Source organism: Bacillus nitroreducens, assembly GCF_964021195.1.
On record NZ_CAXHYI020000003.1, the window covers coordinates 2,001,876 to 2,021,295 of the forward strand.

The 19,420-nt window shown below is 36.3% G+C and carries 24 protein-coding genes; 11 read left to right on the forward strand and 13 right to left on the reverse strand.

Features of this window, described 5'->3' with window-relative positions; translation table 11 throughout:
- Positions 1–114: 114 nt before the first annotated feature.
- On the forward strand, positions 115–882 hold the full coding sequence (locus tag ACWPVE_RS13480) for a sulfite exporter TauE/SafE family protein (protein ID WP_453994148.1): 768 nt from the start codon (positions 115–117) through the stop codon (positions 880–882).
- A gap of 122 nt (positions 883–1,004) precedes the next feature.
- Positions 1,005–1,463 (forward strand): helix-turn-helix transcriptional regulator, encoded by a 459-nt coding sequence (locus ACWPVE_RS13485; RefSeq protein ID WP_453994150.1) that lies wholly within the window; start codon positions 1,005–1,007, stop codon positions 1,461–1,463.
- A 112-nt stretch (positions 1,464–1,575) separates the two neighbouring features.
- On the opposite strand, the gene ACWPVE_RS13490 is transcribed toward ACWPVE_RS13485, so the two are convergent.
- The 3 genes from ACWPVE_RS13490 to ACWPVE_RS13500 all read right to left on the reverse strand — a co-directional run bounded on the left by ACWPVE_RS13490 (position 1,576) and on the right by ACWPVE_RS13500 (position 3,361).
- Positions 1,576–1,737 carry a hypothetical protein gene (locus tag ACWPVE_RS13490; RefSeq protein ID WP_453994152.1) on the reverse strand — a complete coding sequence of 54 codons (162 nt, stop codon included), beginning with the start codon at positions 1,735–1,737 and terminating at the stop codon, positions 1,576–1,578.
- Between the two features lie 257 nt (positions 1,738–1,994).
- On the reverse strand, positions 1,995–2,426 hold the full coding sequence (locus tag ACWPVE_RS13495) for a hypothetical protein (protein ID WP_453994154.1): 432 nt from the start codon (positions 2,424–2,426) through the stop codon (positions 1,995–1,997).
- 80 nt (positions 2,427–2,506) lie between these two features.
- A complete protein-coding gene (locus ACWPVE_RS13500; RefSeq protein WP_453994156.1) occupies positions 2,507–3,361 on the reverse strand; it encodes an SDR family oxidoreductase in 855 nt (284 codons plus the stop codon).
- A gap of 215 nt (positions 3,362–3,576) precedes the next feature.
- Here ACWPVE_RS13500 and ACWPVE_RS13505 point away from each other — a divergent pair, with 215 nt between their 5' ends.
- The 3 genes from ACWPVE_RS13505 to ACWPVE_RS13515 are packed head-to-tail and all read left to right on the forward strand — an operon-like array spanning position 3,577 to position 5,662.
- Entirely contained in the window at positions 3,577–4,182 is a 606-nt protein-coding gene (locus ACWPVE_RS13505) for a DedA family protein (protein ID WP_453994158.1), read from the forward strand.
- Positions 4,183–4,195: 13 nt separating this feature from the next.
- Positions 4,196–5,257, forward strand: a complete 1,062-nt coding sequence (locus ACWPVE_RS13510; protein WP_453994160.1) for a PQQ-dependent sugar dehydrogenase — start codon at positions 4,196–4,198, stop codon at positions 5,255–5,257.
- Between the two features lie 21 nt (positions 5,258–5,278).
- Positions 5,279–5,662, forward strand: coding sequence for a hotdog fold thioesterase (locus ACWPVE_RS13515; protein WP_453994162.1), 384 nt, complete (start codon positions 5,279–5,281; stop codon positions 5,660–5,662).
- Between the two features lie 55 nt (positions 5,663–5,717).
- Here ACWPVE_RS13515 and mnhG read toward each other — a convergent pair whose 3' ends face one another.
- Genes mnhG through ACWPVE_RS13550 form a run of 7 tightly spaced genes read right to left on the reverse strand, consistent with a single transcriptional unit; the run spans position 5,718 to position 11,476 of the window.
- Positions 5,718–6,083, reverse strand: a complete 366-nt coding sequence (gene mnhG, locus ACWPVE_RS13520) for a monovalent cation/H(+) antiporter subunit G (protein ID WP_453994164.1) — start codon at positions 6,081–6,083, stop codon at positions 5,718–5,720.
- Positions 6,067–6,351 carry a Na(+)/H(+) antiporter subunit F1 gene (locus ACWPVE_RS13525; protein WP_453994166.1) on the reverse strand — a complete coding sequence of 95 codons (285 nt, stop codon included), beginning with the start codon at positions 6,349–6,351 and terminating at the stop codon, positions 6,067–6,069. The genes mnhG and ACWPVE_RS13525 overlap by 17 nt, the downstream gene beginning before the upstream one ends.
- On the reverse strand, positions 6,351–6,827 hold the full coding sequence (locus ACWPVE_RS13530) for a Na+/H+ antiporter subunit E (RefSeq protein WP_453994168.1): 477 nt from the start codon (positions 6,825–6,827) through the stop codon (positions 6,351–6,353). The genes ACWPVE_RS13525 and ACWPVE_RS13530 overlap by 1 nt, the downstream gene beginning before the upstream one ends.
- A gap of 5 nt (positions 6,828–6,832) precedes the next feature.
- Positions 6,833–8,314: a Na+/H+ antiporter subunit D gene (locus ACWPVE_RS13535; protein WP_453994170.1), complete on the reverse strand. Its 1,482-nt coding sequence runs from the start codon at positions 8,312–8,314 to the stop codon at positions 6,833–6,835.
- Positions 8,307–8,648: a Na(+)/H(+) antiporter subunit C gene (locus tag ACWPVE_RS13540; RefSeq protein WP_453994172.1), complete on the reverse strand. Its 342-nt coding sequence runs from the start codon at positions 8,646–8,648 to the stop codon at positions 8,307–8,309. Before ACWPVE_RS13540 ends, ACWPVE_RS13535 begins: the two co-directional genes overlap by 8 nt.
- A gap of 3 nt (positions 8,649–8,651) precedes the next feature.
- A complete protein-coding gene (locus ACWPVE_RS13545; protein ID WP_453994174.1) occupies positions 8,652–9,074 on the reverse strand; it encodes a Na(+)/H(+) antiporter subunit B in 423 nt (140 codons plus the stop codon).
- Positions 9,071–11,476 (reverse strand): Na+/H+ antiporter subunit A, encoded by a 2,406-nt coding sequence (locus tag ACWPVE_RS13550; RefSeq protein ID WP_453994176.1) that lies wholly within the window; start codon positions 11,474–11,476, stop codon positions 9,071–9,073. Before ACWPVE_RS13550 ends, ACWPVE_RS13545 begins: the two co-directional genes overlap by 4 nt.
- A 204-nt stretch (positions 11,477–11,680) precedes the next feature.
- On the opposite strand from ACWPVE_RS13550, the gene ACWPVE_RS13555 reads away from it, so the two are divergent.
- Complete coding sequence (locus ACWPVE_RS13555) at positions 11,681–11,905, forward strand: hypothetical protein (RefSeq protein WP_453994178.1); 225 nt, start codon at positions 11,681–11,683, stop codon at positions 11,903–11,905.
- A gap of 64 nt (positions 11,906–11,969) precedes the next feature.
- Here the strand turns inward: ACWPVE_RS13555 and ACWPVE_RS13560 are convergent, their stop codons facing one another.
- Positions 11,970–13,151 (reverse strand): MFS transporter, encoded by a 1,182-nt coding sequence (locus ACWPVE_RS13560; protein ID WP_453997534.1) that lies wholly within the window; start codon positions 13,149–13,151, stop codon positions 11,970–11,972.
- Between the two features lie 256 nt (positions 13,152–13,407).
- Between ACWPVE_RS13560 and kapD the strand changes: the two genes are divergently transcribed.
- The 3 genes from kapD to ACWPVE_RS13575 all read left to right on the forward strand — a co-directional run bounded on the left by kapD (position 13,408) and on the right by ACWPVE_RS13575 (position 16,746).
- Entirely contained in the window at positions 13,408–14,031 is a 624-nt protein-coding gene (gene kapD / locus ACWPVE_RS13565; protein WP_453994180.1) for a 3'-5' exonuclease KapD, read from the forward strand.
- Positions 14,032–14,155: 124 nt separating this feature from the next.
- Entirely contained in the window at positions 14,156–15,466 is a 1,311-nt protein-coding gene (locus tag ACWPVE_RS13570; protein WP_453994182.1) for a LysM peptidoglycan-binding domain-containing protein, read from the forward strand.
- Positions 15,467–15,583: 117 nt separating this feature from the next.
- Positions 15,584–16,746 (forward strand): IS3 family transposase gene (locus ACWPVE_RS13575; RefSeq protein WP_453990671.1). Its coding sequence is split into 2 segments (ribosomal slippage): positions 15,584–15,857 and positions 15,857–16,746, totalling 1,164 coding nucleotides; the frame shifts between segments, so codons are not numbered across the junction.
- 57 nt (positions 16,747–16,803) lie between these two features.
- On the opposite strand, the gene ACWPVE_RS13580 is transcribed toward ACWPVE_RS13575, so the two are convergent.
- On the reverse strand, positions 16,804–17,187 hold the full coding sequence (locus tag ACWPVE_RS13580; RefSeq protein WP_453994184.1) for a kinase-associated lipoprotein B: 384 nt from the start codon (positions 17,185–17,187) through the stop codon (positions 16,804–16,806).
- Positions 17,188–17,318: 131 nt separating this feature from the next.
- Between ACWPVE_RS13580 and ACWPVE_RS13585 the strand changes: the two genes are divergently transcribed.
- Both ACWPVE_RS13585 and ACWPVE_RS13590 read left to right on the forward strand, forming a co-directional pair.
- Positions 17,319–17,525, forward strand: a complete 207-nt coding sequence (locus ACWPVE_RS13585) for a hypothetical protein (RefSeq protein WP_453994186.1) — start codon at positions 17,319–17,321, stop codon at positions 17,523–17,525.
- Positions 17,526–17,540: 15 nt separating this feature from the next.
- On the forward strand, positions 17,541–17,801 hold the full coding sequence (locus ACWPVE_RS13590; RefSeq protein WP_453994188.1) for a DUF1871 family protein: 261 nt from the start codon (positions 17,541–17,543) through the stop codon (positions 17,799–17,801).
- 674 nt (positions 17,802–18,475) lie between these two features.
- Here ACWPVE_RS13590 and ACWPVE_RS13595 read toward each other — a convergent pair.
- Complete coding sequence (locus tag ACWPVE_RS13595) at positions 18,476–19,282, reverse strand: alpha/beta fold hydrolase (protein WP_453994190.1); 807 nt, start codon at positions 19,280–19,282, stop codon at positions 18,476–18,478.
- Between the last annotated feature and the right edge of the window lie 138 nt (positions 19,283–19,420).

A 19,420-nucleotide genomic window follows, 5' to 3' on the forward strand; every position in this document is an offset into this window, starting at 1 on the left:
ACTTACAAGATATTATTTTTATAAAATATTCTATTGTCCAATGTAAAAAATGTGTCAAAAGGGATGTCCTGTAAATATAATGCCCATATCCGAAAATGTTGGGAGCGGTCGGAAATGAGTATTGGAATTGTATTAATGGGACTTTTTGTCGGTTTTTTGGTCGGACTAACAGGTGTAGGAGGAGCTGCATTACTAACCCCATTTTTAATCTTAATTGGTATTAATCCTCTGATTGCAGTTGGAACGGACTTTGTTTATAACTCTATTACGAAATTATTTGGTTCTGTTCAGCATTTTCGTCAGAAAACGATTAATTTTAAACTTGTAAAATACTTAGCAATAGGTAGTGTTCCTAGTGCAATTATAGCTGTTATGACATTGCATTTTGCAGGAGGAGATAAATTTTTGCAAGGAGAAATAGTAAAGCATGCACTTGGGTATGTACTTATGATAGTAGCTGTTGCAACGGTAATTAAAACTTTATTTAGTACTCACTTTTCAAGTAGCTCCTATAGTTTGAAACCTATAGAGGATAAACGAAAAGGAACCATTCTTATCGGAATTATTTTAGGTTTCATAGTTGGTCTAACCTCAGTTGGTTCTGGTTCATTATTTGCTCTAGCCATGTTATTGTTTTATCAATTACGAGCTTCAGAATTGGTTGGAACGGACATCGTACATGCGTTTATTTTAGTTACGGTAAGCAGCTTTTTTCATGTAGGTTTTGGAAATGTTGACTTTCTATTAGTAGCAAATTTACTATGTGGATCAATTCCTGGCGTCATTATCGGTAGTTCACTTTCTGCAAAAGTCCCGATGAAACCCCTGCAAACGGCGATTGGGGTTATTATTTTTATCAGTGGGTTAAAATTAATCTACTAACTACTTCTGTTATACGTAGTTCCAATTGGTTTGTTCACGAAGAATTGCATATTCTAAAACCTTGGTGTAAAATTACACTAAGGTTTTTACTTTTTTATGGCAATCTTCTAAAGGTGATATATATGGATAAGGAACAAATCATACGAATGATTTCAGAAAAAATGAAATTGATAAGAAATGAAAAGGGATACACCCAAGATAAAATGGCTGAGATATTGGGGATTTCGAAAAAAACGTTGGTGCAAATTGAAAAAGGACGAATTCAAGCAAGCTGGACAACTGTCGTAGCAGTTTGTGCCTTATTTCGGGATAGTCAAATAATTCAAACTGCATTAGGCGGAGATCCATTAGATATCATTGAAATTATTGGACGTAACGGAATTGATCGTGCAAAGGAACGGACGATGGGAGGTAAAGTTTGGTGGAAAGATTTACAGAGGAAAGGTAAGTTTCGTCTACAGCAAAATGTCATTAGTCAGCATTATCGAATTTTAGATGAAGCTAATTTCCGTTGGTACTCTTCGTTCGACAAAGTGGAAGCATATAACAGATTAAAGGAAATTTCATATGAATCCGAATAGTAAATGGGGCACACACACTACTTAGCCCCATTTTTTTCTTTAAGGATTAGTATTTGATGAATTAAAGATGAAGGTAATGATTTCATTTTGGAAATACCTCCATGCCTTTTGTTCAGTGGTCACTTATCACATCATCATATCTTCCAGTTAAGTATTCATTTTCGCCAGTTGCAAAATTTATATTACGAAGGTCGAGCTCAGGATCAAGTTGATTCACGAGCTGTTCGTCTTTACTTAGTGTAGATTTTGGTACGTCTTTATCTCTATTTTTCATTGATTTTACCTCCTCGTATTTCTGTCGCACACTTAACGGGCGTTAAGAATCCTCTTCAATTTTAAGAGTAAGGTATAAAAGAGGGATTAACAGCATGTTAAGTTTTGATAGTTCAACTAACCATTCATGAGGGATGTCGAGCCTCACTAATGGAAGTTTCACTTATCTTGTCCTAAAAAGGTTAAATTCCATTCTTTAAATCAAAAAAAGAACGATAGGCAAATTTTTACCACCGTTCATCAAATTGCTGTTATTCATTATCTCCATCTTAATGCAATGATTAACTGACTGGATTTCGATCCTGATACACTCGCTTCCAATTCAAGATGTAAACCATCAGGATTATAAGTCGTTTTAACTTGCGATTGAATTCCGGTTGACTTTAGTAACCGATTTACTTCTTGATCGTTAGATGCTTGTGCAGCAGCCATAACCTGTTTCGCAAAATCCATTGAATCAGCTAATGCTGAGAGTATTAGGCTCGCATCCTTCATTAAAATTCTCATCTCTTCTGCTGATTCTTTAAATAGTGTCGGGTCGACTTCAGGTAACTTTCGGAAATAGGAATTTGGGTAATATACCCCAGGATCAGGGAATACAGAATGTCTGGTTATGTTAGAATAATATCCTGGATACAATACAGTCCTTGGTGGTCCCTGATGTCCATAGACAAACGGATGATAATACAACGGAAGACCTCCCTTATCAAAATTCCCTTATAATATATGTTTGTTATGAAGTAAGGTGCATTTGATTAAGCACATAAGTCCTATCTACTGTTAGTACCTAGTAACTTTAAAACCATTCCTTCCCACATTCCCCAAGGAAGAACATTTTTAAAGAGGATGGACAATCTTGTTCCTTTGCCAACTGGATAGCGAAGTTTTGGTAATGAAGGTTTTGCAGCAAGATCCACTATAAGTTTTGCAACTTCACGTGGGTCTCCGTACGATGCCTGTCCCTTTTCAAGCCTACTTTCAATTTTTTTCATCATTTCATGATAGGGTGAAGTTGAAAGCATTGATTTTTTAGCAATCTTTTTACCACTGCTCCAAATATTTGTCTGAAACGAACCAGGTTCAATGAGCGCTACATCAATACCAAACGGTCTTATCTCCAGTTGTAACGATTCACTCCAACCCTCCAAGGCGTGTTTAGATGCAACATAAGGGGAAAGACCTGGGAATCCAATCTGTCCGCTAATGCTGCTTAGATTCAGAATTTTACCGTAACCTTGTTGTCTCATAAAAGGGAGGACTAACTTTGTTACTTCAATTACCCCGAAAAAGTTGGTTTCAAATTGATCTTTATATTCTTGTAATGAAATTTCTTCTGCGAACCCTCCGGTAGCAAAACCAGCATTGTTTAATAAAACATCAATTCTACCAACCTTATGTAAAGTTTTTTTGAATTCATTCAAAGATTCTATGCTTGTTACATCTAATCTGGAAAATAATAGATTTTCTTCTAAGGTACCGTCATTTAATTCACGTAAAACATGTTCTGACTTTTGTAGATCTCTCATTGTCGCGACAACAAAGTAGCCTTCTTTCAAAAATTCAATTGTACTTAGCAGTCCAAATCCACTAGAGGCGCCAGTAATTACCACAATTGGTTTGTTCACAATACTCTCTCCCTTACAAATAGTAAATGCGCCTTGACGTATTAAGTTCAGATTTATTAAGAGCCACACGATGTGACATTGGGGGTTAACCCTGACTGATTGAAGTTAAGACATTCTATTATTATCCATTTAATCTTATAATAGAAAGAAGGAAGTATCTAGATAGTAGGAGTGTATTCTGAAATTAAAATACATCAACCTGATAAGGCAGGGATATGATGGAGATAAATGAAATAGTATCAATTATTCAAGAACACGGTTATATAGGGCTGTATTTATGGCTGTGGGTGGGAGCCTTTGTCATACCTATCCCAAATGAAGTGATTGTTTCAAGCATCGGTTTTTTTGCATCTGAGGATTTTTTCATCCCCTGGCAAATTTTCTTGGTTACATATATGGGAATTCTAACAGCTGTTACAACAAGCTATTTAATTGGGCGTTTTGCAGGACAAATGATGGTTTACCTAATGAATAAACAAAACAAAACAAGAAGAAAAATTGAACATGCATTGTCTATCATTGAAAAATATAATACGTTTGCCTTGGCATTTTGCTATTTCGTGCCTGGCTTTCGAATCTTATTTCCTTTATTATTCGGATTTAGTAAATTTCCTTTTATAAAATTTGCAGTGGTTCTCTATACAGCTATCTTAGTTTGGGTTACTTTAATATATTCAGTCGGTTACTTTGCTGGAGAAGAGTTCATTGCTGCATTTATAAAATACTATGATGTTGCCATCGGGATAGCTGTTTTCATGGTGGTAGTCTACACATTTGTAAAGGTTAGAAGGACTCGAAAATTACGTAAGCTTTCACATTGAGAGGATGTAATTGATGAAAAAAGTAGCATTGTTATTCTTGATTTTAATAATAGTCGGTTGTTCTCAGGAAAAGGATCATGATAAGCAAGTTGAAGAAACTAGTGCAGATCCGACAATAATTGCAACAAACCTTATGATTCCATGGATGATTGCAAAAACAGACGAAACTTTTCTCATACCTGAACGTGGTGGAAACGTAGTGGAAATAGAGGAGCGGACAGGAAATGTAACACCTCAGGAGTTAAAACTACAAAAAGAAATCGTACATGAAGGAGAAGGCGGCTTATTAGGCTTTACGCTTTCACCCGACTCTAATAACTCAAATCAAGCATATATGTATCATACATATATGGAAGATGGAGAAATTTTAAATCGCGTAATCGTTGTAGAACGATATGGTTCTATATGGGAAGAGAAGTCAGTATTACTTGATGGAATACCAGGGGGAAGGATTCATAACGGTGGTAGAATGAAAATTGGTCCTGACCAAACGCTTTATGTAACTGTGGGAGATACAGGATTTCCAGAACATTCTCAACAATTAACAAGTTTGGCTGGTAAAATTCTTAGAATGAATCTCGATGGTTCCATCCCTAAAGACAATCCATTTCCAGATTCGTATATCTTTTCATATGGTCATCGAAACCCTCAAGGGTTAGTATGGGATGAAAAAGGTACTTTATTCAGTACGGAACATGGACAAAGTGCACATGATGAGATAAATTTGATTGAACCTGGTAAAAATTACGGGTGGTCGATTATTGAAGGGGATGAGACACATCCGAATATGGTTACACCACTTTATCATACAGGAGAAGAAACATGGGCACCATCTGGGATGGATTTTGCAAATGGGAAACTATATATTGCAACCTTACGAGGATCAAAAGTGAGAAGTTATGATATTGAGACTGGTAAGATTGAAACGATAATGGATATCAATAGCAGAATGAGAGATGTATACATAGAAGATAGTACACTTTATACAATTACAAATAACAGGGATGGACGCGGGAAACCAAGAGAAGATGATGACAAACTGCTTTCCATTACTTTAACAGGTATTCGAAAATAAACGAAGAGCGAGGCGAGAGGAATGGTTGAGAATACATTAATCAGTACTTTAGGAATTAATGTTGAAGAAGTGACACCCGAGCGGGTGACGGCAACGATGCCAGTTGATGAACGGACCCGTCAGCCTTTTGGACTTTTGCATGGTGGGGCATCTGTTGCGTTAGCAGAAACCGTAGCAAGTGTCGGTACATACAATCTAGTTGATCAACAAACAGAAGGTTGTGCAGGCCTCGAAATTAACGCAAATCATATTCGTGCAAAAAAAGATGGCATTGTAAAAGCAATTGGAACTCCTCTACATAGAGGTAAAACAACCATGGTTTGGGACGTTAAAATTTTTGATGAGGAAGAAAATCTCATATGTGTATCACGTTGTACGATGGCCATTTTGAAATTAAAGAAGTAAGAATCATCGATTAATAGCCCAAAAAAGCGAGGACTTTCATAGTCCTCGCTTTTCATTATCGACTTACATTTTGTTTTGCATGATGTACCTTGTCTTTTAAGTCATCTTGTGAGCTTTTTTCCCAAAGTGGAACACCCGAATGATAAGCGGCACGGCTAATTAAATGGCCTGCTACAGGAGATGTCAAGAAGAGAAAGACAAATCCTAAAATCACTCTAGCATTCATATACCCTTCAATCACCCAAAAGTATAAAAACGTTCCAAGTAGGATCGCTAATACTCCTAAAGTCGCACTTTTTGATACAGCATGGTTTCTTGTGTATACATCAGGCAATCGAACAATACCGATTGCGCTTAATACACTTAATAGTGCTCCGAACAAGATAATTATTGCAAATAGGATTTTAAGCATCTCGGTCATGTTCAATTACGACTCCTTTCTCAAGAAACTTCGAAAAGGCTATTGTACCCACAAAAGCTACGATGGCAATCAATAAAATAACCTCAAGAAATGAATTGGAGCGAAGAACAACTGAAATAATCGCTGTTATTCCGACTAAATTGACTCCAATTGCATCCAATGCAATGACCTTGTCTGGAATAGAAGGTCCTTTTATCACGCGGTATAAATAAGCAATGGTTGAAACCGATAAGCATACAAGGGCGATATAAAGTAAAATCTCAAACATTACCGGCTCACCTCCATAATTGCTTTTTCAAATGTATTTTTGATTGAACTAATAGCCGCATCTACATCTTGAAGGTCCATTGAATGAATATATAATAATTTTTTATCATCTGAAATATCCATGACCAATGTTCCAGGTGTTAATGTAATGAGATTAGAGAGTGTAAGGATCTCCCAATCCTTTTCTAATTCGATTGGCAGTGCAAATATTCCAGGTTTGATATCAAGTTTTGGTTTTACGACTACCTTCATAATCGCATAGTTTGAAAGAATTAATTCTCTAAAGAAAATGAAGATTAACTTTATTACTGCCCACACATTATGCAGATAAAAGCGGTGTGAGAAAGAACGACGTAAAACAAAGATAAGAAGGAGACCAATCAAAAATCCTCCAAAAAAAGAGCCAAAGTCATATGAATTTGCGATAAACATCCACGCAAAAGCAATAAAAATATTTAAAACTAATTGCAACAACATAATATCTACTCCTTTAATACAGCTTGGATATAAATGGATGGGTCCGTTAAATCTTGTGCTGCTTGAGAGATATACGGATAGAACCATTCAGCGCCAAATCCAAGTGCAATTGAGAGTGAAAGTAGAAGAGTAATCGGAAAAAGCAATCCCTTTGTTGTACCTTTTTCTTCTTCTTTCCTAAGTTTTGCTTCACCCCAGAAACCGTTAATGAATATCTTCATTACCGAAAATAGGACAAGAAGACTTGAAATTAAAATTGCCGCAACCAGTGCATAATGCTCGGAAGCAAGGCTTCCTCGGACGATTAGTAGCTTCCCGATGAATCCACTAAATGGTGGAATTCCTGCAAGTGATATGGTTGCAATAAAAAACATCCAGCCTAAGTAAGGATGATGATTAATTAAACCACCCATTTTCTTTAGATTGCTTGTACCAGTAATTACAATCATGGCTCCGACTAAAAGCAGAAGAGCCGCTTTAATAATCATATCGTGAATTAAATAGTAGATAGAACCCGTTAGGGATGTTGGTGTTAATGTGGCAACACCTACTAAAATCACTCCAACCGCTGTTAAAATATTGTAAATGATAATTTGTTTAACATCCCAATACGCAATTGCTCCAATTACCCCAACAACAATCGTAAATCCTGCTAGAATCCCGATTAAGGTATGAGTAAATCCAGTATCGTGATAGAAAATAATCGTAAATGTGCGAATAATGGAATATACTCCCACCTTTGTTAATAAAGCTCCAAATAAAGCGGTAATCGGAGTTGGTGGAGCTTTATAGGAACCTGGTAACCAGAAGAATAATGGGAAGATAGCCCCTTTTAGTCCAAATACCACTAAAAATAAAATGGAGATGACCGTAACAATACCTGGCTGACCTAACTCACTTATTTTTGCGGATAAATCCGCCATATTTACGGTCCCAGTTACCGCATATAGATAAGCAACGCCAATAACGAATAGAGCAGATGAAATGACGTTCACCAAGATGTATTTAAATGATTCACGTAATTGTGGTCTTGTCCCCCCATGAACAATCAATACATAAGAGGCCATTAGCATTACCTCGAAAAAGACGAATAAGTTGAAAAGATCTCCTGTTAAAAATGCTCCAAGTACTCCTAGCATTAGAAATTGTACAGCAGCATAGTAATAAAAGGATTCTCTTTCTTTTCCAATATTCTTAAAAGAGTACAGGATACAAGCTAAGACTACAATACTACCTGTTGTAACAAGTAATGATGCAAGCATGTCTGCCACTAAAACAATACCAAAAGGAGCGTCCCAATCTCCGAGGTTAAGGGTTTGAATACCATTCTGATATACCTGATTAACAAGTGCCAATGACACGGCGACAGTTAGAAGGGTAGATAGTAAGCTTATTCCCCTTGCTGCTTTTGTATATTTATTTACAAAAATAAGTATGATTCCCGTCAAGAGAGGAATCAGTATGGGTAGGATTACAAAATTATTCATCGCTATCATTTCCCCTCAATTTATCCATGTTATCCGTTCCAAGCTCTTGATAGGAGCGGTACGCGAGCACCAGAATAAACGATGTCACACCAAAACTAATGACAATCGCTGTTAAGATAAGGGCTTGTGGAAGAGGATCAACATAAGTTTTCGTACCTTCAACTAAAATAGGAGCAGCACCCTTCTTTAAACCACCCATTGTTAATAATAATAAGTGGGCTCCATGACTAAGTAATCCTGTCCCTATAATAACCCGAATAAGACTCTTTGAAAGCATCAGGTACGTTGCAGCCGTAAACAGAATACCGATGACTACAGCCATTAATATCTCCATGAATCATTCATCCTCCCCGATTGTTTGAATAATGGTCATGGTTACTCCTACAACAACTAAATAAACACCGGTATCAAATAATACGGCAGTAGCAAGTTCAGTTTCCCCGAAAATTGGTAGATCAAAGTAACCAAACGTATGTGATAGAAAGGGTACATCAAATAAAAATGAACCCATCGCTGTTAATGTTGCGATTAATAAACCAAGTGCCGCTACTTTTTTAAAGTCGAAAGGCAATGCCTTTTTGACTGTTTTCATATCAAAAGCTAAAAGGAGAAGGACGATTGCTGCAGCTGAGATCAGTCCCCCGATAAATCCTCCTCCTGGAGTATTATGACCTGCAAAAAAGAGGTTCAAGGAATAGGTAAGAATAATGAAAACAACAATCTTGGTAGCTGTTTGTAGAATTAAATCATTTGTCTTCATCCTTCTTTCCTCCTTGTTAAACGTAATTTAATCATTGTGAATATACCAAGTGCTGCGATTCCAAGAACAGTGATTTCAAATAATGTATCAAATCCACGGAAATCTACTAAGATGACGTTGACCATATTTGTGCCTCCGCCTTCTTTATAGCTATTCTCAACGAAATAACTCGAAATGGAATCAACCAGTCTTGTACTATTAGCGGAAATAGCTAGCAATGTTACGATTGTTCCTACTCCTAATGAAATGATGAGATTTGTTAAACGAAAACGCATAGGCTTTTCTTTTTTCTGTAACTTTGGTAAGTGATAAAAACACAATAGGAATAAAGAAACCGATACAGTTTCAATCACAAGTTGAGTTAAAGCTAAATCAGGTGCTCGGAATAATACAAAGAATAAAGAAACCGTGTATCCAACGGCACCAAGTGCAATCATTGCTGTAAGTCTTGACTTAGCAAAGATTGTCGTCGCAACTCCCCCAATAAGAACAAATGCTAGTACAGTTTCATAAAGTCGAACAGGAGCAACATGTGTTAAATCAAAAGCAAACCCATTTTTTAAGATAAGCGCACTTCCAATCGCAATGATAAAAAATGCGAAGATAACGACCAAATAATCACGAATAACACCAGTCATATAAAAGTTATTTAATCTGGCAGCGGTTCTCTCCATGGTTACAAGTCCATTATCATAAAGGTTGTTTAGGGTTAAACGTTTCGAAAAGATGTTGTAAATGCCTGTCCATTTTGCAAGCGAGAGAAACAAAATCGTACCTAATAGTACAACTCCAATCGACATGAAAAGTGGTGCATTCCATCCGTGGAAATACTCAAAATGTACATGATAGCTTGAAGCGCCATCAAGTAAACTTGGAAGGATAGATGCCACAGCAGGTTCAATGACACTCGGTGCTAATATGTTGGAAAAGAACCCGAAAATAATAACTAGTGAAGCTAGAATAATAGGTGAAATTAACATCCCAATAGGAGCTTCATGTGGTTTTTTATCGAGCTTTTCAAACTGGGCTTTTCCTGTAAATGTTTTAAATACAAGAATCATACTGTAAATGAATGTGAAAACACTAGCTATCCAACCAAGGATTGGGAAAAGAACTCCAAATGTCTCCATGTTAAATATGTTCAGTGACGTTGCATTTACGATTGCTGTAAAGAAGGCTTCTTTACTTAGGAAACCATTAAATGGTGGCAATCCTGCCATTGAAAATGCACCAATGACAGCCAATGTAAAGGTAATCGGCATAACGGTCATCAATCCGCCTAGCTTGCGAATATCACGGGTGCCTGTTTCATGGTCCACAATACCAACAACCATAAATAAGCTTCCTTTGAATGTTGCATGGTTGATTAAGTGGAAAATAGCAGCGACAATTGCAGCTAAATAAATATTCGTATCAAGATGTTCATAGTGAAGTGCAGCTGAACCGATACCAAGCAAGGCCATAATCATTCCTAGTTGACTCACAGTTGAGAACGCTAGGATACCTTTTAAATCCGTTTGTTTCACCGCGCTAAATGATCCCCAGAACAAGGTAATCATTCCGAATGTAGAGATAATCCAAAACCATTCGCTAGAACCTGCAAAAATCGGACTTAACCGAGCTACTAAATAGATTCCCGCTTTTACCATTGTCGCAGAGTGTAAATACGCACTTACTGGTGTTGGTGCTTCCATCGCATCTGGTAACCAAATATGGAATGGAAACTGTGCTGATTTAGTAAAGGCACCTAATAAAATTAACAGCATTGCAGGAAGAAATAGTGGATTTGTTGGCAAGGTATCTACCTGAGTAATCATTTCGCGAATACTGTATGTATTGGTCATGATAGATAATAAAACAAATCCTGCTAACATGGACAAACCACCAAAAACGGTGATTAACATCGATTTTTGTGCACCATATCGCGATTTTTCACGATTATGCCAATACCCAATTAAGAGAAATGATGAAAGGCTTGTTATCTCCCAGAATGTATAAAGCACAATTACGTTATCTGAAAGAACAACTCCAAGCATGGCACCCATGAAGCAGAGTAGGTACACATAAAAGTTATGTAATGATTCTTTTTCTTTCGATAAGTAGTAAATAGAATAGAGAACAACTAAGGCCCCGATACCTGTAATGAGTAGGACAAACAATAGTCCTAAACCATCAATGTACGCCGTAAAATTGACTCCGATTGATGGCATCCATTCTGCAGTACGAATAATCGGATTTCCATTCATTGTTTCCTTCATGAACGGAAAGAAATAAGAGAATAGCAAAACAGGTAAAATTAGCACGAACCAACCTGTATGGATTCCACGCAAATACTTTCGTAAGAAAGGAATGAAAATAGCCATTATAAATGGTGATAAAATGGCCCAATGTACAAGTGACAAAATAGTACCCCCTTAAATCATTTTCTTTTTAGAGTATATAACAATTAATTTGAACTTGCATGCCTTGCAACTCCTAGTGTTACCAAGATTTTCAGTAGTTATTAAATAAGTAGAGATGCGTCTTTTTATACTAAAAAATTTTTAAAAATAGATTGTATAAAACTTTACTTTTATATAAATGCTAGTAGCAAGAGGTGAGTTTTCGTGAATATGAAAAAAGGACTAGTGGCAATCGCTATCTTTGCCTTCTTGTTTACCATAGCATGGGTGATCCATGACCAAACAAAAAGAGAATATATGGGTGATGGACAAGAAGAAAATTTGAATCAATTCCAAATTCAAACGATCGATGCTTCACAACCTGAGCAAACACCCATCTATCCTAAATTCAAACCACGTGAATATATTCGAATTGAACAACGGAAATAACAAAAAGGATGAGAGGGAACCATCTCATCCTAATGCACGTTTTCTTCATTTGAACTTCTCTAGTTCAAGCAGCACGCTGTGTTGAATTTTCGGAATTCCTCACAACGCTTAGCCATAATATAGCAGCTCCAATTAAAAAGAGACCACTTGTAACAAAAAAGACGGTTGAGATTCCGAAAAAACCACTTAAGATCCCACCTGACACAGGACCAATCACATTCCCTAGAAAACGAAAGCTCACATTATATCCTTGCACTTCCCCTTGCATAGAAAGCGGTGCAACCTGGCGGATATAGGCAATCATACATGGAATAAGTCCCCCCACGGCCATGCCGAATAAAAACCGACAAAGTACGAGATGCCATAGTTCCGTTACTAGTCCCTGTGGAATAAACAAGATAGAGGAAATTAGCAATAGAAATATTAAAATTTTCTCATGACCAAATCGATCACCCAATTTACCCCATTGTCTCGTACATAACAAGTTCCCAAAACCTGTTGCAGAAAATGCCATTCCAGCTAAAAATACGATATTACTACTGTCTGTTAACTGCGTAACATATAATGCAAGTAAAGGCTGAACACTAAAATTTGCTACCTGAATGAGTATGCTGATAAACATGATGGTTAATAAAACAGGATGCTTGAAAATATGGACTAAAACCTCTTTACGAGTATACCTTTTGACAGTGGTATTATTATCATTTTGACGTACCTCTTTAACCCCAACCGCAACTAGTCCAACTGCTCCTAATATTACAACTGCAGTGATCACAAAGGTATACTGGAATCCGAAAGTATCTGCAAGTAATCCACCTAACAACGGTCCAAATAACGCTCCTGATACATTTCCCATTTGAAGTGTTCCTAACGTTTTTCCTGCAATATCTTTCGGTGTTTGTGCTGAAATTAGGGCAAGGGAGGTTGGAATGAATCCAGTAACTGCGCCCATGAAGAGTCGTAAGAAAAATAATTGCTCGACAGAGTTTACATATCCCATTAGAAAAATACTAATAGCAATGCCAGTTCCCGTAATCAATAGAATTTTTTTATATCCATTACGGTCGCCGAATCGACCCCATAATGGTGAAATAAAAAAAGCCGTCACAAATGTTGCAGCAAAAACCAGACCTGCCCACCTTTGTACATAGCTGTCTGCATAATCCCCAAACGTTTCGATGTAAATAGAGAGAAAGGGCATAATCATTGTGGCACTTGCTGCAACGAAGAAATTGGCTAACCACATAATGATTAAGTTTCGCTGTGCTGTTTGAATAAATAACACCTTCTTAGGTTCAGATATTTCGCTTTGCTAAATAGTATAGAATATTATTGGACTTTCTTAAAGCTTTAAACGTATATATATTATAAATATATTCTGAAAAATGCTTAGAATCATGCTATAATAATTAAAAGATGTTCGTTTAACAATGGAAGTGTACTTGCTAATTAAGGTGGGTTTTTAAAGTCGGTGTATAAAACATAAAAAAGGAGGTTTAATTGTGGATAATCAGCATCAATATTTATTTATTGACTTTGAATTTACCATGCCAGAGGGAAAAGGCAACCCACATGGATTTTACCCCGAAATAATCGAAGTAGGTCTCGTATTTGTTAAAAATCAGACGATTATCGATCAATATTCTTCTTTTGTAAAACCAAATAAATTCCATATACTAACAGAACGGTGTAAATCCTTTTTAAATATTTCGCAAGAGCAAGTTGACTGTGGCATCAGTTTTTCTGAGTTTGTAACTAAGCTATCTGAATATGAAAGAGAATCAACAAGCACAATCATCACTTGGGGGAACATGGATATGAAGGTTCTTCGTCATAACTGTCAAAAGGCTGGGATTACTTTCCCTTTTAGAGGGAAACAACGGGATTTGTCCATGGAGTATAAACGCTTTTTTGGAGACCAAAATCAGACAGGTCTATGGAAAGCAGTCCAAGAATATGGTAAAGAAGGTACTGGCAAACACCATTGCGCACTCGATGATGCCCTCACAACATTTAATATATTCAAGTTAGTGGAAAATGATAAACGTTATTTAGCAAAACCTGAGCCAACCACAATCGGAGATCGTGTCGACTTTTCAAAAGTATTGAATAAATTTGCATTATAAAAAACCAATTCGCTAAACAAGTGAATTGGTTTTTAGTTTTTATCAGTTAACATTTAACAATAAAAAACAAACAATAATCGCACCCCGATAGGATATCCTAATTGGAAAAGGAGGGGTGTTCTCGATGTTTATAGGTCATAAAATTGAAAATCAAAAGACGATACGCTTGTATATAGATCCACATTTACCAGAGTTCTCAAGTGAACTTGGTACCCCAGAACATGGAAAAAAACTTCACTTTAATGAAAGTATTCGTCTATATTTAAAGGAAAAAGTCCCTAACCTTAATCCTAATTTTGTAAAAGTGATGATGGGTACAATGGTAATTGCTACTGTCACTTTAGCAGGGGGAAATCAATCTTCTAAGGTAGAAGCAGCAAGCAATAATCAAACTAGTGTCCAAACAAATCATACTGTTGCAAGCGGGGACACATTATTTGGAATTGCAAAACAATACAATCTCTCGGTGTCCCAACTTAAACAACTGAATCATTTAACAGGTGATATGATTTATCCTGGACAAACACTAGTAATAAGTACAGCGGAGCCTCCCAAAAATACAGCAACTTACACAGTAACTCCAGGTGATACTCTTTATTCGATCGCCAACTCATATAACATGAGTGTTGATCAATTAAAACAATTAAATAATTTAACTACAAACACGATTCAAGTCGGACAAACTTTACAGGTTATTGGCACAGCACCAGAGTCGACTCAAATTACGGGGGTAACATACACCGTTCAACCTGGGGATTCATTGTATTCGATAGCAGAACGAGCAAACTTGACAGTTAATCAACTAATGAAATTGAATAACCTTGCGTCAACAATGATTTATGTTGGTCAAACATTAAATCTAGCAGATACTCCTCAGCAAAATGTAGCAGGTGCTACATATACGGTTAAAGAAGGAGATACATTGTATCGTATCGCACAAAATCATAATATGAGCGTGACGGACCTTAAAAACATGAATAATCTTTCTAGTAATAGCCTTTCAATCGGTCAGGTCTTAAAAGTATCTGGAAATACAAAGGCTGAAAGTGTGAAAAATCGAGAGCAAGTCCTTCAAGATTTGGTGAATGATTCCTATAACTTTATCGGAATTCCTTATCTTTGGGGAGGAACAACAACGGTTGGTTTTGATTGTTCAGGTTTTGTTTCATTTATGCACGCTAGACATGGAATTGATATACCTCGTAATACTTCAGCAGGCTACTTCACGATGGGGACTCCTGTTGCAAAAGCAAACTTAGAGCCTGGCGACCTTGTATTCTTTGCAGTTAATAATACAGGTCGAATTTCTCATGTTGGTTTTTATGTGGGGAATAACAATTTTATTTCAGCTACATCCTCAAAGGGAATTAATGTTGTATCAATGGATAATTCGTATTGGTCCAAATATTATGTAGGAGCTAAGCGGGTATATTAAAATGAAAAAACCTACGTATAGCTAATAGAGTGACCCAGTAAAATGAGACAAGGAAAAAACACCCCCTGTATCGAATTTAGTTAATAACTAATCGATATTTATGGAGGGTGTTTTTATATGGGGAAAAAGGTACATTATCCATCAGAGATTAAAGTAAAAGCAATAGAAATGAAAAAGAATGGATTTACAAACTCAGAAATTATGAATGAATTGGGGATAAAGAATGTCTCACAAATAAAGACATGGATGCGCTGGGATCGTAATGGGGAAAGCTATCGTTTTGAACAGCCTATTGGAAAACAGTACAGTTATGGAAAAGGTCCAGAAGGCCAGGATGAACTTGAAATAGAACGCAACAAAAATAAGCATCTTCAGATGCAAATTAAAATTCTAAAAAAGTACAAAGAACTCGAAAGGAGCTGGTTCCGCAAGTAGTTATTGAATTGGTAGAGGAGTTATCAAAAAAATATAAAATAATTGATATACTCAGTGTTCTAGAAATACCAAAATCTACATTTTATCGTTGGAAAAAGAAATACATTAATCGAGGGCCAAAAAAATTAGAAAAGCTTATAATCGACCTTTGCGAAGAGACTAAATATCATTATGGACATAGAAAAATTAAAGCTCTTCTAAAACAGCGTTATAGCATTAAGGTTAATCGCAAGACTGTACAAGGTATAATGCAAAAATTCAATCTTCAATGTCAGATTAAAGTAAAAAGACAGAAACATATCAATGGGGAAAGTAATATTATTGTGGACAACATTCTTAACCGGAACTTTAAGGCAGAAAGACCCAATGAAAAGTGGGTAACTGACATTACATACCTACCATATGGCTCTTCTATGCTTTATGTATCAACAATAATGGATTTGTATAATAACGAGGTAGTCGCTTATACGGTAAGTTCAGTACAAGATACGAACTTTGTATTAAGTACATTGAGAGAGGCCATAAAAAAGCGAAGACCTAAAAAAGTTCTATTGCATAGTGATCAAGGATCAGTATATACATCCTATGCATATCAAAATTTCGCAAGAGAAAAAGGCATTATCACAAGCATGTCCCGTAAAGGAAACTGCCATGATAACGCCGTAATCGAATCCTTTCACTCCTCGCTAAAGTCGGAAGGATTCAAAGACCATAGAAGATCTTCTATCACTAATATTAAAGTAATTGAGATTGTGAATCAATATATGTGTTACTATAACGAAAAACGAATACAGGCAAAATTAAACTACCTGGCTCCAATTGAATATGGACGTCAGGTAGCATAGGTGTTTTTTCTAAGTCCCATTTTGGCGGGTCAGTTCATAACGTAGGTTTTTAGTTTATTATTTAAAATAGTCCTTTTCCAGTACTTTCATGTTTTCAAGACTGCGTTTAGCCCACTCGGTTCCTTCGGCTTCCAACTCATTCATGATTTTATCCACTGCTTCTCGTAAGGAGGTCTTATAATCAGGAACATCCTCTGAAAATGCACGAACCATCTTTTTCGGAATATTTGTCTGTTCGTTAAGAGCAAGTGCTCTTCGCTCTTGAAATAAAGGGACATTGACCTCTTTAGGAGAATGAATATCTCCTTGCATCGGATGTCTTAAGACAGCCTTAACCTTCACAAGGTAATGTTCAGGCTTAATGGCCGTAATTTCCCCGATATATTTTCCTGTTTTATAAATCCCCGTTACGATGTCACCTATGTTAAATCCATCTGACATTTCAGTCACTCCTTTTTCGAAAATTCTAGCTCTTTTCATTATACCTGATGGGAATCTAACAAGCATCTGAAACACATCTTGTGTTATAATGTTTGTGATTGTTATGAAGAACGGTTGAAAGGTGTGTAAGTATGCTATTGTTACAAATATTGAACATGTTTCTATATTTCCCTGAAGATAAATCTGAATATATTCCAGCCACAATAAAATTAGTTATTTGTGTCATTGTTGCGATTATCGTGTTTCGCTTATTTATCAAGCATTCGAAAAAGGAACAAGCAAAAGCAGAAGAATTAGAGAAGCGTTTAAATCAAGAAAAGGACAATATAACCAAATAGCGATAGGTGATTCGTATGGAAAATCAGCAAGCTAACATACAAATGATGATCCTGCTTCAAGAATGGGATCCACTAGGATATGGAGTAGGTTCCTATGAAACAGAAGCAGTAGATGTATTGCAAGTGGTGCATCAATGTGATGAGCTAACAAAAGTAGCGAGAAAAATACAGTCTATATACGAATTCTCTTTCGAGGAAATCATTCCACTCAAAGAGTGTGAGAATATGGCCCTTAAATTATTAACTATAAAAAATAATGCGACGTGTGAATTATAAAAAGATGGGGGCGGTGCCGAGGGCACTGAAAAAGTCCCTTTCCAAAATTGGTGTTGATTTCCGCTGCAGCCGCTTTCCGCGGGCGGTCCGGGAGCCTCCTCGTCGCTGTGCTCCTGCGGGGTCTCCCCTGGCCACGCTTTTCCCGCAGGAGTCTCGTGCCTTCCGCTCCAATCAACATTAGTTAACAAGGTATTATTTTATAACGCTCTTTGGATTTTTCTTTAAAATAGTCACTTTCCTGAAATTCCATCTGTTCAGTATGTACATTTGATTTAATATTAAATAGCGAATTAAAACACAGACACGGGTATGATGTAGCGAAATCCTCGGGTCTAATTGGCATGGAATTACAAGGTGCCATGGCGATATTTACGGTAAATATAAAGCGGATTTTAAAACTATCAGGGTAATAACCCAGGGTGAAATGGTATCATATGCATAAAAAAGACGACTTTTAATTCAAAAATGAATTTTAGTCGTCTTTTTTGATTTATCAATTTAATCACCTATAAAAAACGTAAGTTTTTCAGCTGCCTCGCGGTGCCACATCTTTTTTTGATAGGCTGTTTTTAATGTTTACTATTGCGTAATCTTTACAATATGCGTCAATAACGAGTATTAAATGTGTTTTAAACTTGATAATTGCGCTATACCAAAAAAATGGGCTTATTACTTTATCCAATGAACTTCAAAATATACTCGTACACCTTTTCGGGACATTCTTCAGGAACCAAATGTCCTGTATCTTTTATAGATACAAAAGTTGAATTTGGTAAGTCTTGATGAAGTCTCCTTCCAATTGAAATGGGTACAACTCGATCTTTTTCGCCCCAAATTAACAGGACAGGATGCAAAATCTTATATAACTCCTCGGGTGGTAAGTCGCCCTCACGATGACGAATCATCCTTGTTAACCCCATAAAAATCCGATTATCTAAAAATGGCTCTGTATACCCATCGATCATTTCTTGATCTATTAATTCATGGTTGTGAACAACATTTCGTAGATTATGTAGGACACCCTGCTTTGCGAGTTTCCTCTTAACGATAAAATGAAAATAAGGGAGGTATGAGGAGTAAATTAATGATTTAGGCATTCTTTTCATGTATCCAGAACTACATAATAAAACTATTTTTTCGACTAAATTGGGTGCTTGCTTTGCCATATACAAACATATTTGGCCTCCCATTGAATGTCCAACTACATGTACCTTTGAAAAATGAAATGAGCGTATTAAATCACAAACTACAAATGCTATATTAGAAAACGAATAGGTAAAGCGTGTTGATTTTTCACTTTTACCAAATGGAGGGAGGTCTACTGACAGAATGGTATATCTATCTTTTAATAATGGTATCAGTCTCCGAAAACTAAATGAAGAAGATAAGAAACCGTGTAACAATACCAACACTGGCTTATTTTCAGGTTGTTCATAAAGTTCATAATGAAGATTGATTCCTTTAATTTTAATCGTATCCATAAGAAACACATCCTAACAAACAGTTTATCCATATTTTTCCCTATGAAAATGAAAAAACTCTTAAAGTTTTGAATGGATAAAAAGTTTATCTCTGGTATAATAAATGACATTATTAAGTGAATATTCAGTGGGGATTAT